19 protein-coding genes are annotated in these 23,459 nt (G+C 45.7%); 8 read left to right on the forward strand and 11 right to left on the reverse strand.

All coding sequences use genetic code 11. From position 1 onward, the window contains the following. Positions 1–19 precede the first annotated feature (19 nt). From ACMCM8_RS00350 to ACMCM8_RS00365, 4 genes are read right to left on the reverse strand one after another with little or no spacing between them, the layout of a single operon-like run. On the reverse strand, positions 20–913 hold the full coding sequence (locus ACMCM8_RS00350; protein WP_412724334.1) for an amidohydrolase family protein: 894 nt from the start codon (positions 911–913) through the stop codon (positions 20–22). Then, complete coding sequence (locus ACMCM8_RS00355; RefSeq protein ID WP_412724336.1) at positions 910–1,929, reverse strand: amidohydrolase family protein; 1,020 nt, start codon at positions 1,927–1,929, stop codon at positions 910–912. The genes ACMCM8_RS00350 and ACMCM8_RS00355 overlap by 4 nt, the downstream gene beginning before the upstream one ends. Before the next feature lie 18 nt (positions 1,930–1,947). Continuing rightward, positions 1,948–3,057, reverse strand: a complete 1,110-nt coding sequence (locus ACMCM8_RS00360; RefSeq protein WP_412724338.1) for a 4-oxalomesaconate tautomerase — start codon at positions 3,055–3,057, stop codon at positions 1,948–1,950. Continuing rightward, complete coding sequence (locus ACMCM8_RS00365) at positions 3,054–3,749, reverse strand: 4-carboxy-4-hydroxy-2-oxoadipate aldolase/oxaloacetate decarboxylase (RefSeq protein WP_412724340.1); 696 nt, start codon at positions 3,747–3,749, stop codon at positions 3,054–3,056. The genes ACMCM8_RS00360 and ACMCM8_RS00365 overlap by 4 nt, the downstream gene beginning before the upstream one ends. A gap of 119 nt (positions 3,750–3,868) precedes the next feature. On the opposite strand from ACMCM8_RS00365, the gene ACMCM8_RS00370 reads away from it, so the two are divergent. Beyond that, the gene (locus ACMCM8_RS00370) at positions 3,869–5,074 is read left to right on the forward strand and encodes a LysR family transcriptional regulator (RefSeq protein WP_412724342.1); all 1,206 of its coding nucleotides are present in this window, start codon (positions 3,869–3,871) and stop codon (positions 5,072–5,074) included. On the opposite strand, the gene ACMCM8_RS00375 is transcribed toward ACMCM8_RS00370, so the two are convergent. After that, positions 5,071–5,955, reverse strand: coding sequence for a helix-turn-helix domain-containing protein (locus ACMCM8_RS00375; RefSeq protein ID WP_412724344.1), 885 nt, complete (start codon positions 5,953–5,955; stop codon positions 5,071–5,073). The genes ACMCM8_RS00370 and ACMCM8_RS00375 overlap by 4 nt on opposite strands. 120 nt (positions 5,956–6,075) lie before the next feature. Between ACMCM8_RS00375 and pobA the strand changes: the two genes are divergently transcribed. Further along, on the forward strand, positions 6,076–7,317 hold the full coding sequence (gene pobA / locus ACMCM8_RS00380; protein ID WP_412724346.1) for a 4-hydroxybenzoate 3-monooxygenase: 1,242 nt from the start codon (positions 6,076–6,078) through the stop codon (positions 7,315–7,317). 166 nt (positions 7,318–7,483) lie between these two features. On the opposite strand, the gene ACMCM8_RS00385 is transcribed toward pobA, so the two are convergent. Together ACMCM8_RS00385 and ACMCM8_RS00390 are read right to left on the reverse strand one after the other, a co-directional pair. Next, positions 7,484–8,800 (reverse strand): MFS transporter, encoded by a 1,317-nt coding sequence (locus ACMCM8_RS00385; RefSeq protein WP_412724348.1) that lies wholly within the window; start codon positions 8,798–8,800, stop codon positions 7,484–7,486. A 178-nt stretch (positions 8,801–8,978) separates the two neighbouring features. Then, the gene (locus ACMCM8_RS00390; protein WP_412724350.1) at positions 8,979–10,220 is read right to left on the reverse strand and encodes a LysR family transcriptional regulator; all 1,242 of its coding nucleotides are present in this window, start codon (positions 10,218–10,220) and stop codon (positions 8,979–8,981) included. A gap of 159 nt (positions 10,221–10,379) precedes the next feature. On the opposite strand from ACMCM8_RS00390, the gene ACMCM8_RS00395 reads away from it, so the two are divergent. Then, positions 10,380–12,821 carry a TonB-dependent receptor gene (locus tag ACMCM8_RS00395; protein WP_412724352.1) on the forward strand — a complete coding sequence of 814 codons (2,442 nt, stop codon included), beginning with the start codon at positions 10,380–10,382 and terminating at the stop codon, positions 12,819–12,821. A 418-nt stretch (positions 12,822–13,239) separates the two neighbouring features. Here ACMCM8_RS00395 and ACMCM8_RS00400 read toward each other — a convergent pair whose 3' ends face one another. The 3 genes from ACMCM8_RS00400 to ACMCM8_RS00410 form a co-directional block, all read right to left on the reverse strand. Continuing rightward, a complete protein-coding gene (locus ACMCM8_RS00400; protein WP_412724354.1) occupies positions 13,240–13,518 on the reverse strand; it encodes a hypothetical protein in 279 nt (92 codons plus the stop codon). Between the two features lie 323 nt (positions 13,519–13,841). Further along, complete coding sequence (locus ACMCM8_RS00405) at positions 13,842–14,756, reverse strand: DUF808 domain-containing protein (protein WP_412724356.1); 915 nt, start codon at positions 14,754–14,756, stop codon at positions 13,842–13,844. Positions 14,757–15,067: 311 nt separating this feature from the next. Further along, positions 15,068–16,717, reverse strand: coding sequence for an endonuclease (locus ACMCM8_RS00410; protein WP_412724358.1), 1,650 nt, complete (start codon positions 16,715–16,717; stop codon positions 15,068–15,070). Positions 16,718–16,981: 264 nt separating this feature from the next. On the opposite strand from ACMCM8_RS00410, the gene ACMCM8_RS00415 reads away from it, so the two are divergent. Next, positions 16,982–17,701: a helix-turn-helix domain-containing protein gene (locus ACMCM8_RS00415; protein ID WP_412724360.1), complete on the forward strand. Its 720-nt coding sequence runs from the start codon at positions 16,982–16,984 to the stop codon at positions 17,699–17,701. A 38-nt stretch (positions 17,702–17,739) separates the two neighbouring features. Here the strand turns inward: ACMCM8_RS00415 and ACMCM8_RS00420 are convergent, their stop codons facing one another. Then, entirely contained in the window at positions 17,740–18,534 is a 795-nt protein-coding gene (locus tag ACMCM8_RS00420) for a hypothetical protein (protein WP_412724362.1), read from the reverse strand. A 270-nt stretch (positions 18,535–18,804) separates the two neighbouring features. On the opposite strand from ACMCM8_RS00420, the gene glnK reads away from it, so the two are divergent. The 4 genes from glnK (at position 18,805) to ACMCM8_RS00440 (ending at position 23,430) form a co-directional block, all read left to right on the forward strand. Further along, positions 18,805–19,143 carry a P-II family nitrogen regulator gene (gene glnK / locus ACMCM8_RS00425; protein WP_012516988.1) on the forward strand — a complete coding sequence of 113 codons (339 nt, stop codon included), beginning with the start codon at positions 18,805–18,807 and terminating at the stop codon, positions 19,141–19,143. Positions 19,144–19,175: 32 nt separating this feature from the next. Next, entirely contained in the window at positions 19,176–20,423 is a 1,248-nt protein-coding gene (locus tag ACMCM8_RS00430; RefSeq protein WP_412724364.1) for an ammonium transporter, read from the forward strand. A gap of 306 nt (positions 20,424–20,729) precedes the next feature. Next, complete coding sequence (gene ggt / locus ACMCM8_RS00435; RefSeq protein ID WP_412724366.1) at positions 20,730–22,421, forward strand: gamma-glutamyltransferase; 1,692 nt, start codon at positions 20,730–20,732, stop codon at positions 22,419–22,421. 82 nt (positions 22,422–22,503) lie between these two features. After that, positions 22,504–23,430, forward strand: coding sequence for a Dyp-type peroxidase (locus ACMCM8_RS00440; protein ID WP_412724368.1), 927 nt, complete (start codon positions 22,504–22,506; stop codon positions 23,428–23,430). The last annotated feature ends 29 nt before the right edge of the window (positions 23,431–23,459 follow it).

Here is a 23,459-nt window from a genome sequence, read left to right on the forward strand (position 1 = left end):
TCTTTCAACCAATATTCGCCTAGTCAGCCCAATACAGGCGCATGGGGTTGTCGATGAGTAATTTTCTTTGCAGTTCAGCGGTGGGCGCGATTTTTGGGATCATGTCCACTAACGCTCCATCATCTGGCATATGGCTCTTCAAATTGGGGTGAGGCCAATCTGTACCCCACAACACGCGTTCAGGGAAGCGCTCAACCACCATTTTCGCAAAGGGAATAACATCGGCGTAATGGTTGTTGGGGCCTGCTACGGAAAGTCGCTCAGGACAACTCACTTTTGACCAAAAGTGTTCATTTTCTTCCAGCAACTTTAAAAACAACGCAAATTCAGGGCCATCAACGGGTTTGGTAACATCAGGCCGCCCCATGTGATCCACCACCACTGTTGTGGGCAATGCCGTAAAAAAGTCATATAAATCGGGAAGATCCTGTGATTCAAAATAAATCACTATATGCCATCCCAATTTTTTGATCCGCGTGGCAATGGTATTAAGTTCATCAAAGGGCAAGGCATCCACCAATCGCTTGACGAAATTAAATCTTACCCCTCTTACACCTGCGTTATGCAGGGCATGGAGTTCATCATCGCTAATTGTCGCCTTCACCGTTGCCACGCCACGCGCTAGACCCTGTGAGGACGCTAATGCGTCTACCATCGCGCGGTTGTCTGCGCCGTGACAGGTAGCCTGTACAATAACGTTACGGCTGAAACCAAGATGGTCTCGCAACGCCCAGAGTTGGTGTTTTGAAGCATCACAGGGGGTGTATTTTCTTTCCGGTGCAAAGGGAAATTGAGCCGCAGGCCCAAACACATGGCAGTGCGCATCAACGGCGCCTTCGGGAACCTTAAAAGCCGGTTTTGATGGCGATAAGTGCCAGTGCAACCAATCTGCATCGGGTGTAAACTGACTCACTTTCCCATCTCCTTGAGTTTGGTATCTAAACGGGGGTAAACCACTCTGGCATTGCCGGAAAACACCTTGGCTTTATCCTCATCAGATATGGCTAAGGCATCAATATAGCGTTTTGTATCATCAAAGTAATGCCCTGTCTGGGGGTCTATTCCTCTTACCGCGCCAATCATTTCAGAACCAAATAGAATGTTCTTGATGTCAATGACATCAAATAATAAGTCAATTCCTGGTTGGTGATAGACACAGGTGTCAAAGTACACATTTTTCATCACGTGCTCACTCAGCGGGGGTTGTTTGAGCATATCAGCTAACCCTCTATAGCGACCCCAGTGATAGGGAACGGCGCCACCTCCGTGAGGAATAATAAAACGCAACTCAGGAAAGTCTTTAAATAAGTCGCCCTCTAGAAATTGCATGAAAGCGGTGGTGTCCGCATTCATATAGTGGGCACCAGTGGCGTGAAAATTGGGATTGCATGAACCGGATACATGGATCATTGCCGGTACATCTAATTCCACCATCTTTTCATAGAAAGGATACCAACTTTTGTCGGTTAGTGGCTGTGACGTCCAGTGGCCTCCTGAGGGGTCTGGATTAAGGTTACAGCCCACAAAGCCCAAGTCATTAATACAGCGCTCAAGCTCAGCCACCGAATTTTTTATTGAAACGCCGGGGGATTGAGGTAATTGGCAAACGCCAATAAAGTGTTGGGGGTAAAGATCGACCACGCGTTTAATCAAGTCGTTACACGCTGACGTCCACTGTTTGGATACCCGTTCGTCACCGATATGATGCGCCATTGCTGAAGCACGAGGAGAAAATATTGTCATATCCGAGCCTCGCTCTAACAAGAGCTTTAGCTGATTTTTCTCGATACTTTCTCTAATTTCGTCATCGCTGATCGAAGGGACTTCGGGCAATGCCTTGCCCGCTTCAAACGCTTCCAGTTGCGCCTTTCTAAATAATTGCAACGCTTCAGGTGCCGTCGTGTAATGGCCGTGACAATCGATGATCATGTACTTACTCTCATAGGCTTAAATATCACTGTTTTGTGATGCATTGGTGGGAATCATCACCTCACCGCGCATAAGCAGGCGGGTGGTCCTCAATATGGCAGCACGGTTGACACAGAAACTGGCTATTGCGCTTCTGCCCCTGACATCCATTTCTACCGAAAATGCCCCGCTTGGATGTTCGACAGCTAACTGACACACAGTGCTGTCGGGTAATTGTTTCGCTTGTTCAAAATACGCATTGGCAAGGGTGCCATCTACCACACATGCAGTGGCCACACTCACTGACCCTAGCACCCCAATAGCCTCATGTACGCGGTGGGGGATAAACGTGCGGGTGTTAATTGCACCCCCTTTAACCGGCGCAGAAACTAAGGTCATCTTGGGAACGGTTTTTTTACTCACATCACCCAGTCCCATTAGCGCACCCGCTTTAAGTCGGATGGACTCTAACTTAGCTTTTAACTCGTTATTGTTTTCGAGCGCTTGGGGTGACTCTTGTCCTGTCAGACCAAAGTCCCGCGCCCGTAAAATGACCACAGGCATACCATTGTCGATACACGTCAGTGCGGTGTTATCGATACAATCGACAGTGGAGCCGGTGGGAAAAAGGTGACCGCAAGAAGAACCAGCTACGTCGAGGAAATCGATATAGACAGGCGCTGCGCTACCCGGCACGCCATCAATGACAGCGTCACCCTCATAGTTCACTTTACCTTCAGGTGTTTGGACACGGGCTGTTGCCAATGTACCTGTATTGACCATATGAATACGCACATCAGTGTAGTTGTCACTGGGTACGACCAACCCTTGCTCAATAGCAAAAGGGCCAACACCCGCTAAAAGATTCCCACAGTTTTGGCTATCAGAGACCACTGCTTTGTCGACGGCAACTTGAAGAAATAAGTAATCAATATCTGCGTCTTCACGGGTAGAAGGTGCGACAATGGCCACTTTACTGGTAAGTGGATGCGCGCCACCAACACCATCAATTTGCCGCTCATCGGGGGAGCCCATCGCGGCGAGAAGTATTGCGTCTCGGGCAGCACTGTCTTGCGGTAGGTCCTCGGCAAGGAAAAATAACCCTTTAGATGTGCCCCCGCGCATTAAGCTTGCACGAATGGGTATCATGAATGGCTGCCTTCATCGTACTTCACGTACATTAGCCCCTTTTCAGCAAGACGCTCACGCATATTGTAAATATCCAGTCCCAGTTCACCCGCTGCCAGGCGTTGTCGTTTGGACTCTTCATTTGCCAAACGCTTGGCTATGTGAGTCAGGACGTCTTTGGCTTCCTGACGCTTAACGACTACCACGCCATCATCATCTGCTACTACAATATCGCCCGGGCTAACGGCTGCTCCTGCACAAACTACCGGTACGTTAACATCACATAACGTCTCTTTCACAGTGCCTTGGGCATGCACGGCCTTAGACCATACAGGAAAGTTCATTTCTGTCAGGGTGGCAATATCCCTTACACCACCGTCAATAATAAGCCCGCGTACACCTCTTGCTTTAAGGGATGTGGCTAACAAATCGCCAAAAAAACCGTCAGTGCATTCACTGGTAGGTGTCACAACCAGTACATCTCCTGGTTGGCATTGCTCAACCGCAACGTGGATCATCCAATTATCACCCGGTGCCACTTGGCAGGTCACAGCAGGCCCAGCAATACTCAAGGGGCGATAGATAGGCCGCATATAAGACGCCATTAGTCCTTTCCGACCTTGTGCTTCATGTACGGTAGCCACATCGGTGCCCTGATACTGTTCAATAGTACTGTGCTCAGGACGAGGTGTATTGGTCACGCAAATTGCCATAACAACGTTCTCATTCATTCAGATAGCAAAACTATGGCAGAATGAATTGCAAAAAGAATGTTAATTTATGGCTATTGTCCATTAATTTTTTCTATAATGGTGTAAATCTATAAGTTGGAGTGACTCCATTGTTAAATATTAGGCATTTACTTTGTGCGCTTGAAATTAAACGCTGTGGAACGATGACGGAAGCATCTAAGCATGTGCATTTATCCCAGTCAGCGCTCACTCAAGCTATTAATAAATTAGAGACAGTGCTTGGTGAGAAAATTTTCGAGCGCAGCTCTGGTGGCATGTTTACCAATGCTGCGGGTGAGTTGTTTCTAGAGCGAGTCAGACGCGCCTTTAGCTACCTCAATAGCTTTGCGTCTAGCTTGTTTGAACAAGACAGAACAAAAAGTAAAGGCTTTATTCGCGGAGTGAGTGCACGTCAGCTCACTACCTTGATTGCAGTCGCTGAACTGCAAAGTTATACCGCGGCCGCGGTAAAACTCAATCTTACTCAACCTACGCTTGCCAAGGCCATTAAGGATCTTGAGCACCTTTGTGAACAGGCCCTTTTCCAACGGATCCCAAAAGGCGTTGAGCCCACATGGCGCGCCAGGCAGCTGGCGAGATTTGCCAGTTTGTTTTTCTCTGAAATTAATCAGGGATTAGAAGAGATCAATGAACTCACGGGTCTTCATGCGGGTACTTTAACAGTGGGCAGTTTGCCACTGGCGCGTAGTGAACTCGTACCAGAGACGGTGGTCTCTCTGTTAAAAGATTTCCCCAGTGCGCAAATCAGCATTATTGATGGCCCTTATGACGAGCAATTAAGTGCATTATTGCACGGTCAACTCGACGTGATCGTGGGCGCATTAAGAGAAACTCTGCCTGGCGATGATGTTGAACAGTTTGGTTTGTTTGACAACAGTTTGCGAATTGTGGCCAGAGTTGATCACCCTGCACAATCGCTGCTGCACCAGCCCACGCTGGACAAGTCTTTGCTGGAGTATCAATGGATAGCGCCTCGAGAAGGCACACCGACAAGAACCATTTTTAATTCTCTGTTTAAATCAGAAGGTCTGACGCCGCCGCGCAATGTGATTGAATGCAGCTCGTTGGTCGCAGTGCGCAGTCTATTATTAAAAAGTGATTGTTTAGCCTTGTTGTCAGCCAAGCAAATTACCTTGGAAGCGCAGGCGGGCATTCTTACTTTTAGCGACTTTTTGGTACCGCATAGTGAGCGCACTATTGGCTTCACATTGAGAAAACAGTGGAAGCCTACGCCGTTACAAGCCAAATTTCTCGAGCGCTTAAAAACCATTAGTGCCGAACTTTAAAATGCGTTTTTATGTCTGAAATCACCCGGCGAAAGGCCTTCTTTCTGCTTAAATTGTCTGCAAAAATAAGCGGGATCTTTATAACCTAGGCTATACGCAATATCTTCTACCGAGTAGCGGGTGTAAATCAGCTTGCGGCGTCCTTCGTTAAGCAGTCGCTGCAAAATGACTTGTTTTGGCGATTCCCCTAACATTTGATGGCATAAACGGGATAAGGTAGATACGGAGATATGAAGCTGTTCTGCATAATCTTTTACTCCCCGATGTTCTAAATAATACTGCTCTATAAGCGCCTTAAACTTGAGCATGATCTTTGTCTCCCTTTGCATGGGAGTATTGTCGTCAGTGTTCTTTGCTATCTGGCGGGCGACGGTAAGTAGAATGAGTTTTAGCAAGTTTAGTGTATAGCGTTTTTGGTCGGTTTCTAGAATAAGCAGCTCTTCTTGCAGGAAAGAGAGTAATCGCGTAAACCGTACCAATTGTTCTTCGCTCTTGAACGTCACCGCAGCAGGCTTAAATACCTGTTGAAGTACATCGCCGAGTTCTTCTTGAATGTGTTGGTCAGAAAGAAGCGCGGTATCGATGGATAGTACGTAGCCAGAGGTGTTAGGCGAAAAATGAAAACTGTGCACCACCCCCGGAGGTATGGTTACCATCCAATTGCCACCTAAAGAATAGGTCTGATCGTCCAATTCTGCTTGCCAGGTGCCTTCTTGCACAAAAATAAGTTGTGCTAGCTTTGCATGTCGATGGGGATGAATCTTCCAGCTGAGCTCTCGACTTCGAAAATCAATACTCTCAACGTGAATAAGTCCCGGATCGGAGCGAACAAAGGCCTCGCCGTAAAGCGCGTAAAAAGGAATATCCGTTGTTTCAGTCACTTATCATTCACAGCCTGTTAACATGATTAAAAAGTACAATAAGTTGGCGCGTTTGTGAATTCATAAAGTGCATTTATAAAGGCAATAATCTAAGCAAGTAGTAGAGCCTTGGAGATAAAAATGCAATTAGCTGAAGCGCAATCAAACAAACCTCAAATAATTAAAACCCACGTTGCCATTATTGGCGGCGGCCCTTCCGGGCTGTTGTTGGGACAGTTACTCAGTAAAAAGGGTATTGATAATATTATTGTAGAACGGGTGTCAGGGGAGTATGTACTGGGCCGTATTAGAGCAGGCATTTTAGAGCAAGGTTTAGTCAGTTTGTTGGAAGAAGCGGGTGTCAGCGAACGTATGAAATGCGAAGGGCAAGTGCATAACGGGTTTGATATCGGTTATTACGGTAAAAAGTTTCATATTGATATTAAGGCGCTAACCGGAGGTAGCACAGTAATGTGCTATGGACAGACAGAAGTCACAAGAGATCTGATGGAGGCGCGGGCAGCAAGCGGGTTGACCACTTACTATGAGTCTTCTGACGTCGCCTTGCATGAGGTCACCACTGATACACCCTATGTCACGTTTACCAATAATGGACAGCAAATGCGCATTGAATGTGATTATATTGCCGGTTGTGATGGGTTTCATGGTGTTTCCAGACAAACTATTCCTGAGGATAAACGTACAGAGCACGAAAGAGTCTATCCATTCGGTTGGCTGGGCTTACTGAGTGACACGCCTCCGGTAGCTGATGAACTCATTTACTGTAAAACGGAAAGAGGTTTTGCGTTAGCAAGTATGCGCTCACCTACTCGCTCACGCTACTACATACAGGTCCCTTTGAGTGACAAAGTAGAGGACTGGAGTGACGAAGCGTTTTGGGAAGAACTTAAACGCCGCCTTCCCGAAGATTATGCTAAGCGTTTGGTAACCGGGCCAAGTATAGAAAAAAGTATTGCGCCATTGCGCAGCTTTGTCTGCGAACCAATGCAGTGGGGTAACTTATTTTTAGTGGGTGATGCGGCCCATATTGTTCCCCCAACTGGCGCAAAGGGATTGAATTTAGCCGCGTCTGATGTGGCAACCTTGTATCGCTTGTTGACCAAGGCGTATCAAGAAGGCGATAAGCGAGCGCCAGAAAGATACTCTGAAATTGCCTTGCGTCGGGTTTGGCATGGCGAGCGCTATTCCTGGTGGTTGAGTAATATGCTGCATGATTTTGATGAAGGACAAGTAGGAGGTATGGAAAAAGCTACGTTCGATAGCTTTATGCGCTCTGAACTCGACTTTTATTTAAACCACTATGAAGGACAACAGGTTATTGCGCGGCAATACGTAGGAATGCCCTACGAAGATATTGCGTAATGGTTTAAATTGGCTTGAAGTAAGCAACAGGCAATGTTTCGAAGTATGTAAACCTGAATGCAAAATCCCGCTAGGTGAGAACTTACCGGGATTTTTTTGTATTAAACATCTTTCCTCTTCACTAGGATACGAGGCAGCCTTATACACCGCCTTTGATGGTGCCAGCTTAGTGCCGGTACCAATAGACGATAAGACCGCTGATGATCAGTGGCAACGCAAACAGGGCAAATAAGGCGTACATTCCCCATGCAGCTGCCACCAGGTAGCCTGCCAAAATAGGCGATAATATCGCGCCGACCCTGCCTAAACCCGCTGCCCAACCTATACCTGTTGCTCTAATGCGCGCGGGATACACCTGAGCGGCCATGGCGTACATGGCAGTAAACGCCCCTTGCAGCAAAAAACCAATGATAAAGATGAGTGTATTTAGCGCGAGGATAGAGGGCGGTTGCATATAAGCTACATAAAGTAGAAATGCCGCTGAACCCATAAAGAAAAAGCTGATTGGTTTTGCGAGTTTTACTTTTGTGGAAATAAGGCCAATGACCACTATCCCAGCAACAGCCCCTAAGTTGTAAAGGGTTAACGCTGCAATACCTTCTTCTCTGGCATAACCGTTGTTGACGAACAAGGTTGGGATCCACGACATGAGAAAATACAGTGACATGAACCCCATGAAATAAATAACCCACACGCCTACCGTTTGTCGTTTTAAGACAGAAGTAAATAAGCTAGTCACAGAGATTTTTTCTAAGGTTTCGACCCGGATATCGGCCTGAGAGGGAAGAATAGGGCACCGCATTTTGTTGAGTATGCTGTTGATTTTATATCTTTTTTCTTCTTCATCGCCAGCCTGAGATGCGATAAATTCCACTGACTCAGGCAAGTACATATAAATCATCACTGTCATCAGTAACGTAAACACACCGCCGTACACAAACACCATTTCCCAGCCCGCGTGATTGATGATGATATTGGCGACTGGACCGACAATAGTGGCGCCTGATGCATAGCCCATAATAACAATGGTTACCACGAGGTTGCGAATTCGATCGGGTGCAAACTCGGCGCCTACTGTTGCAGAGCTTGCAAAAATAATCCCGATCCCTAGCCCAGAAATAGCTCTGATAGTAATCATCCACTCTACTGATGGAGGAATAAAACCTGTCACAATCATTGATAATCCGATCATCAAAGTGGCAAGCAGTAAGATTTTTCTGCGACCTATTTTGTCGGCAAGTGGCGCTAAGTAGATAGCACCCAGCGTCATTCCTATGAGGGCGGCGCTTAGGATATAGCCTTTCTCTGTTGCACTAATTCCCCAGTCATCGGTTAGTGCTGGCATAGTTACTGACATTGCTACTACATCGAACCCGTCCACGACGTTAAGCATGAAGGCGATAAAAAACACCGTCAATTGGGTAATTGAAACAGACGATGTGTTAATTTGATGTCGGACAGAATCAACAATACTTCCACTCATAGTACTTCCTCGAACAGCAGTGGGGCCTGCATTATAGATTAATACGGGCACAATAATTCACTCGTTGTGAATAGGTTGTAATAATGTTGATAATAATGCTAATAAAAAATGCCCTAGCAGTTATAAGAAAAGGCTAAAAAGGGTAGGTGGTTTTCAGAAAAAAATAAGCGGTTGCTTATTACCACTCTGAAAAGCATTCTGTATGTTGTTCACCTAAGGCGACGTTTTTAATATGTTTAATAAGCGCTAGCTGAGTGGTGGTGAGAAGCGCTTCGCTTCGATATTGTAAAACGATGGTACGTATGGCCTCGAAGCCTTTTATTCGTTTGCTGAGTAATGTATTTGCCACCAATTCGTGTCTTGCTTGCGCTTCAGAGAGCAGCATTAGCGTGTTGGAGTTCTCGAGGATAACCCGTGAAGCAGACAGTGAATTACATTCAATCACGTTAACGGGTTCCGGTAGGTTACTTTTCAAGAAAAGGGCTTCGTAGTTGTGTCGTAAGGGCGACGACGTCCTCGGTAAAATCCAGGGATACGCGAGTAATTCGCCTACTTCAAAATTGTCTTGCTCGGCAAGCGGGTGGTGTTTTGGCATAAGCAATACAATTGATTCAGTCAGCAAAGGCTCTTCTTTTATCCCAATACCTTCAGGCAGCTTTCGTTTTGCCCCTATTAAAAAATCGAGCTTGCCGCGCATCAAATCATGTAATAGGTACTCGTACGAGCCTTCTACAATCGATATTTTGTGGCTGGGGTAGTGCTCTTTAAACTCGGTTGCTGCTTTGGGAATAATATAGCTTCTCGCCATCGGCATGGCGCCAATGGCGGTATTGCCCTTTTCTTGGTCTGACATACGGGCCAGTTCAGCTAAGCCTAGTTCAAGTTCCCGTTCCATTACGCCAGCAACTTGCGCCAGTTGCAGTGCCATTTTGGTGGGCTTAACGCCGAAGCTTGTTCTTTCAAATAAGCTTAAGTTAACTGAGTGCTCTAAGTCTCTAGCTGCTCGGTGAATAGTGGGATTCGCCTTGTTAGAGATTGCAGCACCGGCACTGAAGCTCCCGGCTTCAGCCACTGCTTTTAACGCATTGAGTTGAGTAATGGTTATGTGACGAGCAGCATTTTTCGGTACGTTGCTGTAATTTTTAAGCAGATTTTCAAAAAAGCTATCCATATAACCAATGGCGCGGGCGATACGTTTTTCAAGCGTTTTTGCCTCTTCTGTTACTGTTATGCCTTTGGTAGTACGATGAAACAGTTTGGTGTCGAACAGTTTCTCTAAACTGTTAACCGCTTGTGTAATGGCAGGTTGAGAGCGGCCTAATTCGTGAGCAGCCTTTGAAACCGAGCGTAATTCACACACGGTTAAAAACACTCTCAAATGAAATAAGTTCACGTTTTTTACAGGACTTTTTTCTGACATAAGCGTGTACTTTAACTAATAAATAAAAGTTCAAATTAGCAATTTCTTATGGCAACTGTCAATTTTCAATTGGTTAATGCATCATCACTATTTCATATTTACCGTAACTGCTGGTTAACAAAAAAGTTACAACAAGGTTGTGGTTAAGAAGGGGCACATATGAAATATAATAATATGAATAAACTCGCATTGGCGGTTTCAACTGCATTGGCGTTAAGTTCTGGATATGCTTTAGCACAGGAAGAACAAGACGCTGAGCAAAAATCAAAGGCAAATCTAGCGCTCGAGCAGATTACCGTGACGGCACGTAAAGTGACGGAGAATCTTCAGGAAACACCGGTATCTGTGACTTCATTTAATGGCGATGCGTTAGAGCGACGTCAAATCACTGGTTCAGATGACATAGGCAAAATAACGCCCAATTTGCAGTTTTCCAACAATGCGCCTCTTGCTGGAAACAACAACTCTTCAATTATCTTTATTCGCGGTGTAGGGCAAATTAGCCCACGTGCCAATACGGATCCCGGCGTAGGTTTATATATTGACGATGTATACATGGGTCAGTCTGTAGGTGGCACCATGGAACTTCGCGATATTGAAAGTGTTCAGGTATTGCGCGGGCCACAGGGAACATTATTTGGCCGCAACACCATAGGCGGTGCCGTACTTATCAATACACAAGATCCCGGCGACGAGTTGGGGGGTAAAATTCGCCTGGGTGTTGGTCAAGACGCACTCATGGAAGCGTTTGGCTCAATTGATATCCCATTGTCGGATGAATTACTCACTCGCTTCAGTCTGGGTACAAAAAAGCAGGACGGTTATGTAAAGCGCATTGCCGATGGACTTGACCTCGGTGATGTCAATAACACAATGTTTAACGGCAAAGTGGTGTATCAACCTAGCGATAAATTTAAAGCTAAGGTGTTGTTTGACTATACCCGCGCCGATGAAAATGGCTCACCTTTGGTATTTGGTGGTTACAACAACAATACTGATGTGACAAATACGGGTTACGATGCGGCTTGGTTTGGAGCTAGTCAGAGCGTCATTGCCGGATGCCCATCAGCGTGGATTGCTTACCCGGGTCCTCCTGGACGTCCGGTGACTACGGCTGAAGGTTCACCACTAGACGTATCTGGATTGGTGACCACTGGTGGTGGTCCTCGCGGATACACAGTAGAAAACAATGATCCCCGCTGTGTTAATGACCAGTGGGATGCTGGCCCGTTTGCAAGTCATGGTACTGCAGAAATGGGCAGTTCAATGAAAAACTGGGGCACGTCACTTAATTTAGAATATCAAGTGAATGACGAAGTGACAGTAAAATCGATTACTGCGTATCGCGAATTGGAGTGGGTAGGACGTCGCGATGCAGACAACACGCCGTTCACTATTCTTCACACTGATTTTGATTCTGCTGGCGACCAATTCAGCCAAGAATTTCAGTTAAACTACGTGACGGATAATTTCACGCTGATTTCAGGGTTATATTATTACTCGGAAAAAATAACCGATATTTTAACCGTTCAAGTAGCTGACAAACCCACAGGTTATAGCTGTGGTCCAGATACTGATGGTTGTCACTTAGACAGTGACAACAATATTACTGATAACGATTCACTCGCCTATTACGCTCAACTTGATTATGACTTTACTGATAAGTTAAGCGCGTCGTTTGGTATTCGTCGCACAGAAGAGACAAAAGGGTCAATTCCCGATCAGTTTGACTATGCGAACCCCGAAGCAAAGTATTTGGAGAAAAAGCTCTATGAAGCCGAATTCTCTGCCACTACCATGTCGTTTAACCTGAGCTACCAGTGGACAGAAGATACGATGGTTTACGGTAGTTATTCAGAAGGGTTTAAAGGCGGTGGCTGGAACTCTACTTTCAACTTTGCACTGACCGAATCCGATCTTGAAGCAGGACACAAGTTCAACCAAGAAGAAGTGGACTCCTATGAACTCGGATTTAAGTCAGATATTACCGATAAATTCAGATTAAATGGTGCCATATTCAGTTCTGATTACACCGATTTGCAGTTTACTTATCGCGTATTCATTGCGCCGTGGTTCTTTAACGCTGGTAAAGCGTCAATTGACGGTGCTGAACTAGAATTTACCTATGTACCACATGATGACTGGGTTATCGAAGGCGGCCTGGGCTATTTAGATACGTCTATTGATGAAACGGTAGATATTGTTGTGCCTGGGCGCCCGGTAAATACCGGTGTCGCAGCGGGTAATCAGTTACCGTTTGCGCCTGAGTTGCAGTGGAATGTTGGAGTTGGTTACTATGCTGAACTCGGCGAGTATGAACTATACCCTCGCATAGACTTATCTTACAGTGATGAAGTTTTCTTCGACGCTGCTAATGAAGAGCGTATTGCGCAGCAGGAAAGTTATATGACTGTGGACGCCTCCGTGACCTTATCGCCCTATAGTGGTAATTGGAAGTTGATGGTGGGTGTAAACAACTTAACCGATGAAATTTACCGCGTGTCTGGTAACTCCTCACTGGGCTCAGGAAGTGGTTATGCAGAAGTCGCATATGCGCGTCCAAGAGTGGTGTTTGCTAACTTCAGCTACGAGTTCTATTAATTCAACAGAGAAAAAGTGCGGCTACAGTGAACTAGCAATAGTTAACACGCGGTAGGCCGCACGCTTCACTTAACTCGTAATGTTAAACGCGCCTTGAAATAGAAGTGGCTATAAAGCTGGTATTGTAAGGCGAGGTGGCATAAAAAAAGCTCCAGTAAGAAGATAGAAAGCCCAATCTATACAGAGTCTTTATTGCGCTTTCTACCTTCCTCTGGAGCGTAAGGCCCAGGAAAGGCAAGGGGGAACAAATTGTTACTGGTCTCGCAGGTTGATGTCCGTTTTTCCTTTATTGCTGTTTCAATGTCCTTTCTGTAAAAATAACCTTGCGGTTGAAAACAGAAGGGCGCTTACAATAAAGGCAATGAACGGGCCGAGTACCAACATGAAGAGTGTACTGGCAGTTAACATTGCAAACTCCTTATGCGTCGTTGTCGTCGTTGGTCACAGGCTCGATAGGCGTAATCGTAATCTCCGCAACCAGTGTATTGGTTTCATTCGCTTCGGGTTCAAATGTATGGCTGGCTGTTAACACGTCGTAAGTCACGCCAAGATCCAAATTATGCTTTACTTCTGTTAAAGCGCTTTCAACCATGTAATCGGTATACGCGACAATATTGTCGTCATTAGCAAAAGCTGATGCGCTTACAATGCTAGTTGTTAATGCTAGTGCAGTGAAAATGTTGCGGGCGGTAAACATAATAATCTCCTAAAAATAAAGTTAGACACTGCACTGAAACATACTGCGTGGCAGCTATCGTTTTGCTAAAAGGTCCGATAATAAGTCGTTATCAATTAACAATTAGTTTATAGCGAGGGATGTGCCAATTTTTAAAGTTTGGCTAAGTTGTTGATTATTAATGTTTTAATTGTTTTGTTTTTTAATGGGATAGGAATGTGTGAGATTTCGCTAACTAATATTTAGCGATTTTCAAAAAGAGTTGGTCAAAAAGACTAAGTGAACAAGTGTACTTCTAGGATGAGTACACCTGATCACTAAAACGAGGTGTTAAAACGCCTGCACTAGCGCTTAAGTTTAGCGACTAATGTGATGAGTAAAGTTAATGCTATACCCGCTACTACACCCGTTATTCCGTCAGCGACGATTGACATTGCCAGCGACGCCGCCGGGGCTAGGGCAACAAACCATTCTGTGACATGGTGTAACAGGCCAATACTGTGGGTAAGAATGCCTCCCCCGACTAAAAACATGGCGATGGTACCTACTACTGCAAGCGTCTTCATTAATGCAGGTGCGGTAACCAGCAATGCTCTACCAATATGACGTTGGGCGCGATTCATACTACCAGTAAGAGACTTTCGAAGCATATAAAGCCCCACGTCATCCATTTTCACCAGAGCCGCAACTAAACCGTACACACCTAGTGTAATGGCTAAACTGAGCGCCACGAGTACGCCAATTTGAGTGGTAAGATCTGCGTTTGACACAGTACCTAGCGCAATAACAATAATTTCAGCAGATAGGATGAAGTCTGTTCGAATCGCGCCTTTTATCTTCTCTTTTTCAAACGCAACCATGTCCACATCTTTATGGGTTAATGCTTCAATTCGGGCTTCACGTTCTTTGCTTTCGTCTTCATGAGGTAAGTATTTATGTAGCAGCTTCTCTGCGCCTTCAAAGCAAAGGTAGAGCCCGCCCAACACAAGTAATACGGTAATGAGAGAAGGTGCGAATGCACTGATTGCCAGTGCAGCTGGGACTAAAATAGCCTTATTAACCAACGAGCCTTTCGCCACTGCCCATACGACAGGTAATTCTCTATCGGCTTTCACCCCTTGAACTTGGTCAGCGTTAACGGCCAGATCGTCACCAAGTACCCCCGCTGTCTTTTGGGCGGCGACTTTTGACATGGTTGCAATGTCATCCATTAAAGTAGCAATGTCATCGAGTAGGGCAAGTAGATTGGCTGCAGCCACGTTAAGTATCCTTGTTATATATTTTTTAGTTACATCATTCCATTGCTTGTATGTCTAGGGACTTATTTCAAGCTAATGAGTCTGGTTAGTCTACGTGAGTTTGGCGTTAAAAGCACAGTAACGTGTTACTTTATCGTTGTTGTGAGCATAGGGGAAAGTACTGACGAAAAAAAGTGTTGGCAAAGGAATGTTAAGATACAAATAACGTAGGTGTAACTATTAGCAGGTGTATTGAATAGGGGAAACCATCGCTGGATAGAGCTAGGCCTGATATTAGCCTATGGCCTCTAGAGCCAGCGATGTCTTAGTTGTTAGTTACCCCAAATCTCGGTTACTAATTCTGGGTGGTCAATGAATGGATTTCGATTGTTCTGGAAGCTGTAAGCAGCGTCATTGCGATCGATTTCTTTTTGACTAACAGGATCTTGTATATGCCAGTTTAGCAATAAAGTTAAAAACCAGTTTTCAAATACTTGATCGTTAGTTCCGTTTAATACAACATCACCATATGTACTGTTGTTTTCCCAATTCGCGATGACGTTTTCATAGCGTGTTGCCATATAGAAATACGCCCGTGCAAAATCACCTTTAAACTCGTCAATAGGTTCAAATACTGTGCCGGTATAGCCAGAAGCAGAAGTTCCTGAGCCAAGCTTTGACCCATTGCTAGATGTATATGTGGCACTACCTACTTCACCGTAGGGGTAACTACTGCGGCGTCCATTAACGTACCCGTCGGTAGCAAAAATATGGTGAACATCGGTATTCATCGGTGATACTGCGCCGCCAAACCAACTGCGAGGGAAAGCGTGCTCACGGTTATAGCAGTCACCTTCGCCACTATAGCTACCGCACTGATCAGAACCCGCAGTAAAATTGTATGCGTCGCTAGTCGATGGGTTTTCTGAATACATATCCAAAATGGATCCGTCATTTTCGTAGTAACTGTCGCTACTGTATGAAATATAGAAAGTCCAAAGGTCGCCGTAGCTTTGCGTACTATGGTTGTTAATAATGTTGTAAAGCGCGGTTTTCAACGAGTAACCCGTTAGGCCATCTGCACTGGCGTAATAGCCTGACAGATCGGGCGTACTACCACCACCGCCAGTATCGCCACCACCTGTAGAGCCTAAAGTAAAGCTAGTGCTCTCACTGGCGCTAAACGTGCCACCACTTGATACAGTCACGCCATCCATTACTAGGCTGTAACTGCCTGACCCATAGGAGCAACAAATACCATCACCGTAGGTATCATTAATCGTAAAGGTAAAATCACCCTCACTTAGGCAAACAGATTCTGAGTAGCTCTGATTGCTCGCGTAGTTACCGCCGGAAGCTTCTACCTGATTATTGGCATTGGTAATTTCCCAGCTTGTTTCACTACCATAGTTGTCGGTCGTTAAGTTTAAGGTACCTGAATAGGTACTACATGAACTACCATTGCCCGTGCCACCACCGGAACTGGCAGTAGTGGGTTCGAATAGATCAACATATACGATTTCAGAGCCATCAAAACCCGTCTGATCGTAAAATCTTAGACCAACTTCGATCTCAGTTGAGCTTGATGCCGTGTAAGAATAGGTGATTTGTTGCCAACTTCCAGTGACAGTGTTGTCTGAATAACCTTGATAGCCATCGACATACAGTCGAGCTTTAACTGCCCCTTCGGTGTGGTACACCCTAACAGAGAACTCATAATTTTCACCGGCTGTAACACTGACCGATTGACGGAAATCAGTTGAGCCTTGTGTGCCAGTATTGACAGTAATAGCGGCAGAACTGTTTCCTGAAAAAGAGTAAGCAGTATTTTCTGCCACACTAATTCCCGTATCAATAGACGTCCAGGCATCTGGTGAGCCAGAGGTCCAAGTTTCAAAATCGCCGTTTGCAACTTGACCCATAGCAATAGCAGGTAACAATACACCTGCCACGCCCATTACATGACGTAAATTTAATTGCATAAATTTTCCAATTTTTGTCTTTATTATTTCAAATATAATTTCGTCCATTAAATGCAGTGTTATATGCCTTCCTAAGCCCATTTAATATTGCATGTAATTGTGACAAATAGAATAAAAAGAAAATGTACTCAAGTATCAACCAGGGAGATTTGGTTCACAGCTGACAATAAGTGAATATTTATTATTGACATGGGGAGGAATTTACGATGTTTTGACAATGCAGCCTGAATGCACTCCTCCTGTTTAAATAAGTAAGGTGTAAAAATGCGCACTTCTTCTGTACCTTCTTTGTCTATCCGCTCTTACACCCGAAACATGTGTAGCCATACCCACGATCATTTCCAATTAGTTTTACCTATTAGTGGGCACATCGAAATCGCCATCGATAACTTTGATGGAAAGGTCGGAGTAGGGGAAGGGGTTTGCATCGCACCACAAGAGATCCACAATTTTAGTGCTAATGAGTTGTCTAAATTTGTCGTGGCCGATTTACAGGAAGTGCCTAATCATTTGAATGACAAGCAACAGCCAATTTTTCAGGTGAACAGGGCGCTACAAGCGTTTTTAGGTTTTGTAGAAATCCAACTTACTCAATTTGCTCATCATGGGCATCGCGAAATGGTAACCCTTTTTTTTACCTTGTTAGAAAAATCGGTAAAGGGCAGTAGCGTCGATAAGCGAATTACACCTGTGCTAAGCCACATTCATCACGATGTGTCCCAATCGTTCACACAAACTGAATTGGCCCGTATAGCATGCATGGGAACAACCCAATTTAAGCAGCGATTTAAGGCCGCTACAGGGCAAAATTTGCGTGATTATTTAGTGAGTAGCCGTATGGAAAAAGCCAAAGCATTACTGAGTAATACCGATACGCCTATTTTGGATGTCGCACTTTCGACAGGTTATGAAGATATTAGTGCGTTTTCTCGACGTTTTAAGGCCTATTTCGGACAGCCTCCGGGATTTTATAAACGTAAATAAACGGCAGCTCTTTGACGTACAGCAAAGAGCAAAGGAAACTAATTGTCTTCTTTAGGAGCGGATTTTATTCGAGCATCAATAAAACGGTTGTGATCGTCCATTTTGGTGCAAGCCAGTGTCCCGCCAGTTATACCGCTTAGTATTGCCAGTGTTTTATTTACGGTACTTGTACAATTCACTTTTTTTACAGGTTGAGAGGTTTTAGAAGTAGGTGGCATACCTTTCCTTGGATCCTCGATTACGGTTCCTTTCTTGCGCTGTTGAAATTCGCTTGCTGCAGTCTGGGCTTCATCGGCAATTTGCTGTTGGTGATAGTGATTAAAGTATTCTGTTGCCGCATCTTTTGCTGATAAGTTGAGGCGTCCTGCCCGTTGATTCGCATTGGTTGTCACCACGTTTGGCTGCTGCGATGCCTGAGATTGTGTCTCGGGTAACTTTTGAGGGGGGGAGGTGTGACTAACCACGTTGGGTGGAACTGGAGTGTTAGGTGTTTGACGGGAGGGAGTGTTGTCACTTTCAGATGATAGAACCGTTGACAAAGGTGCTACCTCTTCAGGCGTTTCCACCGTAATGGCTACGCTGTGTTCTTCTTCGAGTATCTTTCGTGTTGAAGGGTAATAAAGCCTAGCGTTTATTGAGGGAGAATACACAGGCTGCACGCTCTGCTGGATTCGATTGCTCAATCCTATCTGTGAGATCACAATCACCAAAATTGCGCCGACTAGGTGAATGAGAAAAGAAACCAATAGTGGCCGCCACGCTGTTTGGTTTATAGGAGCGCGGTACTCAGGTTCGCGCTCTGGCGCAAAAAATGTGTCGGTGATTGCTGTCATAGTAATCAACTGACACTGTCTTTATGCATTTAGTTCCACATTGCATAGTTCCCAACTATTTGCTCATTGGTCAGTGGATGATCCTGCCCGCTTCAAAATTGGGCAATTCATTCTTGTTGCACCTTATTGGTGCAATAAAACTTTTTATTCTCGCCTTTGTGATGGGTATGTATATGATTTAGATGAATAATTATTTATGGCATGGCTCTTGGTTTATCAATGAATAAACATGCGAATTCGCAGAATAACCACAAAAACTGGGAGCAACTCATGAAACTAGTCACAGCTATCATCAAGCCATTTAAGCTAGATGATGTTCGTGAAGCCATTTCAGAAATCGGTATCGACGGTTTAACCGTGACCGAAGTAAAAGGCTTTGGACGTCAAAAGGGACACACTGAACTTTACCGCGGAGCGGAATATCAGGTGGATTTTCTACCTAAAGTCAAACTGGAAATTGCTGTTCAGGATGATCAAGTAGAGCGCCTGGTTGAAGCCATCGTTGGCGCAGCCAAAACAGGCAAGATTGGTGACGGCAAAGTGTTTGTTTACGACTTAGAACACGCCGTTCGTATTCGAACTGGTGAGTCGGATAGCGACGCGCTGTAAGCCACAACGATATATTTGCGGAGATAATCATAATGGAAATCACTTTTGAACTTGGGTATGCGCTAGATACCTTTTATTTTCTAATCTGTGGCGCACTAGTTATGTGGATGGCTGCAGGTTTTGCCATGCTCGAAGCGGGTCTGGTTAGAGCGAAGAACACCACAGAAATCCTCACGAAAAATGTCGCGTTATATGCTATTGCCTGCACCATGTATATGATTTGTGGTTACGGCATTATGTATGGTGGCGGTGATTGGGGTCCATTTTTAAGCGGTATTATGGCTGATGGTGCGACAGGTGTGGCTGAAGAACCAGCGACTTACGCGCCTTCTGCTGACTTCTTTTTCCAAGTTGTATTCGTAGCAACGGCAATGTCTATTGTTTCAGGTGCCGTCGCTGAGCGTATGAAACTATGGGCATTCCTAGCGTTTGCGGTAGTAATGACAGGCTTCATCTATCCTATGGAAGGTGCTTGGACATGGGGCGGCGAAGCGGTATTCGGTATGTATACCCTTGGCGACGAAGGATTCTCTGACTTTGCGGGCTCTGGCATTGTGCATATGGCTGGTGCTGCAGCAGCACTTGCAGGTGTACTAGTACTGGGCGCGCGTAAAGGCAAATACACCGCCGATGGTAAAGTTAATGCTATTCCGGGTGCAAACTTACCGTTAGCTACACTGGGTACATTTATTCTTTGGATGGGCTGGTTTGGTTTCAATGGTGGTTCTGTACTTGCCACTGCGACAGTTGAAAGTGCAAATTCAGTCGCGATCGTGTTTATGAACACCAACGCAGCTGCTGCAGGTGGTGCAATTGCAGCGCTTATTGTTGCGCGTATTTTATTTGGTAAAGCCGATTTGACCATGGTGCTAAACGGTGCGCTTGCTGGCTTGGTTGCTATCACTGCTGAACCTTCAACACCAACACCACTTCAGGCCACACTGTTTGGCGGTCTTGGTGGTATTTTAGTGGTACTGAGTATTGTGGGTCTTGATAAGCTTAAGATTGATGATCCAGTAGGTGCTATCTCTGTGCACGGTGTAGTAGGTCTTCTAGGTCTAATCCTTGTGCCGTTCACTAACGATGGCTCGACCATTTCAGGCCAACTTCTAGGTGCAGCAACGATTTTCGTTTGGGTGTTTGTAGTGAGCTTAGTCGTATGGCTTGCCATTAAAGCGATTATGGGTGTACGTGTCAGCGAAGAAGAAGAATTCGACGGTGTCGATATGAGTGAGTGTGGTCTAGAAGCTTACCCTGACTTTACTGGTAGCCGTTCGTAAGAGAGTCTTGATTAGGCAGCGCAATAACAATAATTATAATGTCTACATTACTTTGCTTAAGCCCCGCATCTGCGGGGCTTTTTTCATTGCAATCAAACATCAATAGTGACCAACAAGTTCAATGCGTTGTCCGCACTTAACCGATTGAGTCAATGACGACACAAAAGAACATCGACAACAGCCCCTAGGCGTATGGCGACAATGACGCTAGACTATATGAAACAGGATGTGATGGCCTGCCGGTGCTTCGAAGTATGTCGTCACATATAATAAAAAGATGTTTTTCTAAAACCCTAAGGGAACAGTATGGCTTTAAAAGTGCGAGTGTTTGCTTTAATTTCTGTTATTTTCAGCACAGCATCGCTTGCTTATGATCGAATAACTGGTGAACCCTTTGCGAGCCGTTCAGAAGTTATTGCCCAACACGGTATGGCGGCTACCAGTCAACCTTTGGCAACCCAAGTTGCACTGGATATTCTCAAGCAAGGCGGCAGTGCGGTTGACGCTGCAATTGCTGCAAACGCTATGTTAGGCCTTGTCGAGCCTACTGGTAGCGGAGTCGGTGGCGACTTGTTTGCTATCGTGTGGGATGCCAAGGAAAAGAAACTAACGGGCCTGAATGCGTCAGGCCGCTCTCCTCGTCAGCTAACTAAATCAGTATTTGCAGAGCGCGGGCTCAATACAATTCCCAAATTCGGTCCTTTACCGGTTTCCGTGCCTGGCGCAGTAGATGGTTGGTTTACGCTCCATGAACGCTTTGGCACGTTGCCAATGACGGCTTTACTGACGCCGGCCATTGAATATGCCCGCAATGGTTTTCCGGTATCAGAACTCATTGCCTATTACTGGGAAATGAACCACGCCCGTATTGGGCACTACGATGGCTTTGCCGAGACGTTTTTGATAGACGGAAAATTACCGCAAAAGGGCGATGTTTTTAAGAATCCTGGACTCGCGGTTACCTATGAAAAAATTGCTACAGGTGGAAGAGATGCGTTTTACAAAGGCGATATTGCGCATACCATCGATGCCTACATGAAAGCACAAGGGGGCTTTCTGTCTTATCAGGATATGTCTACCCACACTTCACAGTGGGTAGAACCGGTATCGGCTAACTACCGCGGCTATGATGTATGGGAACTCCCGCCGAACGGCCAAGGTATCGCTGCATTGCAAATCCTCAACATCTTGGAAAGGTATGATATCGAGGGCATGGGGTTTGGTTCAACAGACTATATACACACCTTTGTCGAAGCAAAAAAGCTCGCATTTGAGGACAGAGCGAAGTTTTACGCTGACCCCGATTTCAATACTATTCCCGTGGATTGGTTAATCTCCAAAGAATACGCTAAACAACGCCAGCAACTTATTGATGATGAAAAGGCCGCCAAGCGCGTCGATGCCGGAATTTATGATGGGGATACCATCTACCTGACAGTGGCTGACAAAGACGGCAATATGGTGTCCCTTATTCAAAGCAACTATCGGGGGATGGGTTCCGGTATGACACCGCCAGGACTGGGTTTTATCTTGCAAAACCGCGGTGAGATGTTCACGCTTGAAGAAGGCCACTACAATGAGTATCGACCGGGTAAACGTCCTTTTCACACGATTATTCCCGCATTTGTGACGCGAAATGGCGAGCCCGTGATGAGTTTTGGGGTGATGGGAGGCGGTACCCAACCACAGATGCACGCCCAGATTATTGTGAATATTCTCGATTTTGGTATGAACCTCCAAGAAGCGGGGGACGCCCCCCGCATTCTTCACAGTGGCTCTAGTAGCCCAACGGGTGAACTGATGCTAGATGGCGGATATGTCAGTTTAGAATCGGGATTCAGTGAAAAGGTGCAACGGGAGCTGATGGAGAGAGGGCACACACTCCAACGTGTGGTAGGCGCCTATGGCGGGTATCAAGCCATTGCGTGGGACGCGCGCAAAAAAGTCTATTACGGCGCTTCAGAAAGTCGAAAAGATGGACAAGCAGCGGGGTATTGACGCACACTGCTTTAGGTTAAGCCTGCAAAATGGCGTACCGTGTTTACGTGAATATCATTAATCAATAAGAATAAGAGCAGCAATGACACAACCACAAAAAGGCATCTGCGCTGAACCTAACTTGCATGCACAATATCTGTTACTCAATGTTGTCGATGACGACAGCGAAGCAGTAAGGGCAAAGCTTGCAAGAGTGTTAGATATTTTTGAGCACTTTGAAAATGAGCACTACGAAGCAATGGTAACGGGTGTGGTGGCCATTGGTACAGGGTACTGGGCGGAAGTGTATCCCGGCCTGATCCCAGTAGAGCTTGCTCCTTTTCCCGACATGCAGTGTGAAGACAGAAGCGCCCCTACTATGCCTTGTGATTTGTTTATCCAGATCCGCGCCGACAGGCTTGATATCTGTCATGCAGTAGGAATTGAGGTGATGGATTTGTTGCGTATTCACGTGGAATTAGTTGAGCAGATACGCGGCTTCCGCTATTTAGACGGCAGAGATTTAAATGGCTTTTTATACGCGGCTGAAAATCCAAGGGGAATGAAGCGCAGACAGGTTGCCGTGATTGGCGAAGACGACCCCGACTTTTCAGGGGGAAGCTATGTACATGTCCAGCGATATCGCCACGATTTAAGGCGGTGGAACAGTTTATCCAGCCGCCAGCAAGAGCAAGTGATGGGCACTACGCAAGAGCACAATCTCATCAGTAGTGAGCAATCCCCCTCGTCGCACAATATTCGGGCCAGTAGCGCTAAGCTTGATAGCGATGAGCCGCGCTTGATTAAGCAAGGCATGCCCTATGGAGATATGGCATCTCAGGGACTCTTTTTTGTGAGCTGCAGTGCCAGTGCAAGACCGTTCAGAGACATGTTGCATAGCCAGATATACGGCAATGGCGAAGGGGATTATGATCGCTGGCTCGATTTCACTAGTGCCGAGACAGGCGCCGCATTTTTTGCTCCCTCTATCGGGTTTATTCGTCGCCAAGCTAAGCTGGCTCACGATTAACACACAAAAAAAGCCTCAATACCTTAGCG

This window comes from Alteromonas sp. D210916BOD_24 (assembly GCF_047159385.1).
In the GTDB taxonomy this organism is placed as follows: domain Bacteria; phylum Pseudomonadota; class Gammaproteobacteria; order Enterobacterales; family Alteromonadaceae; genus Alteromonas.

What these genes read in the sequence shown, in the direction of transcription:
- pobA (WP_412724346.1), top strand. Translation starts at nt 6,076, where the DNA reads ATGCAATTAGCTGAAGCGCAATCAAACAAACCTCAAATAATTAAAACC.
- ggt (WP_412724366.1), top strand. Translation starts at nt 20,730, where the DNA reads ATGGCTTTAAAAGTGCGAGTGTTTGCTTTAATTTCTGTTATTTTCAGC.
- ACMCM8_RS00385 (WP_412724348.1), bottom strand. Translation starts at nt 8,800, where the DNA reads ATGAGTGGAAGTATTGTTGATTCTGTCCGACATCAAATTAACACATCG.
- ACMCM8_RS00415 (WP_412724360.1), top strand. Translation starts at nt 16,982, where the DNA reads ATGCGCACTTCTTCTGTACCTTCTTTGTCTATCCGCTCTTACACCCGA.
- ACMCM8_RS00410 (WP_412724358.1), bottom strand. Translation starts at nt 16,717, where the DNA reads ATGCAATTAAATTTACGTCATGTAATGGGCGTGGCAGGTGTATTGTTA.
- ACMCM8_RS00400 (WP_412724354.1), bottom strand. Translation starts at nt 13,518, where the DNA reads ATGTTTACCGCCCGCAACATTTTCACTGCACTAGCATTAACAACTAGC.
- ACMCM8_RS00390 (WP_412724350.1), bottom strand. Translation starts at nt 10,220, where the DNA reads ATGTCAGAAAAAAGTCCTGTAAAAAACGTGAACTTATTTCATTTGAGA.
- ACMCM8_RS00355 (WP_412724336.1), bottom strand. Translation starts at nt 1,929, where the DNA reads ATGATCATCGATTGTCACGGCCATTACACGACGGCACCTGAAGCGTTG.
- ACMCM8_RS00440 (WP_412724368.1), top strand. Translation starts at nt 22,504, where the DNA reads ATGACACAACCACAAAAAGGCATCTGCGCTGAACCTAACTTGCATGCA.
- ACMCM8_RS00420 (WP_412724362.1), bottom strand. Translation starts at nt 18,534, where the DNA reads ATGACAGCAATCACCGACACATTTTTTGCGCCAGAGCGCGAACCTGAG.
- glnK (WP_012516988.1), top strand. Translation starts at nt 18,805, where the DNA reads ATGAAACTAGTCACAGCTATCATCAAGCCATTTAAGCTAGATGATGTT.
- ACMCM8_RS00430 (WP_412724364.1), top strand. Translation starts at nt 19,176, where the DNA reads ATGGAAATCACTTTTGAACTTGGGTATGCGCTAGATACCTTTTATTTT.
- ACMCM8_RS00395 (WP_412724352.1), top strand. Translation starts at nt 10,380, where the DNA reads ATGAAATATAATAATATGAATAAACTCGCATTGGCGGTTTCAACTGCA.
- ACMCM8_RS00365 (WP_412724340.1), bottom strand. Translation starts at nt 3,749, where the DNA reads ATGGCAATTTGCGTGACCAATACACCTCGTCCTGAGCACAGTACTATT.
- ACMCM8_RS00360 (WP_412724338.1), bottom strand. Translation starts at nt 3,057, where the DNA reads ATGATACCCATTCGTGCAAGCTTAATGCGCGGGGGCACATCTAAAGGG.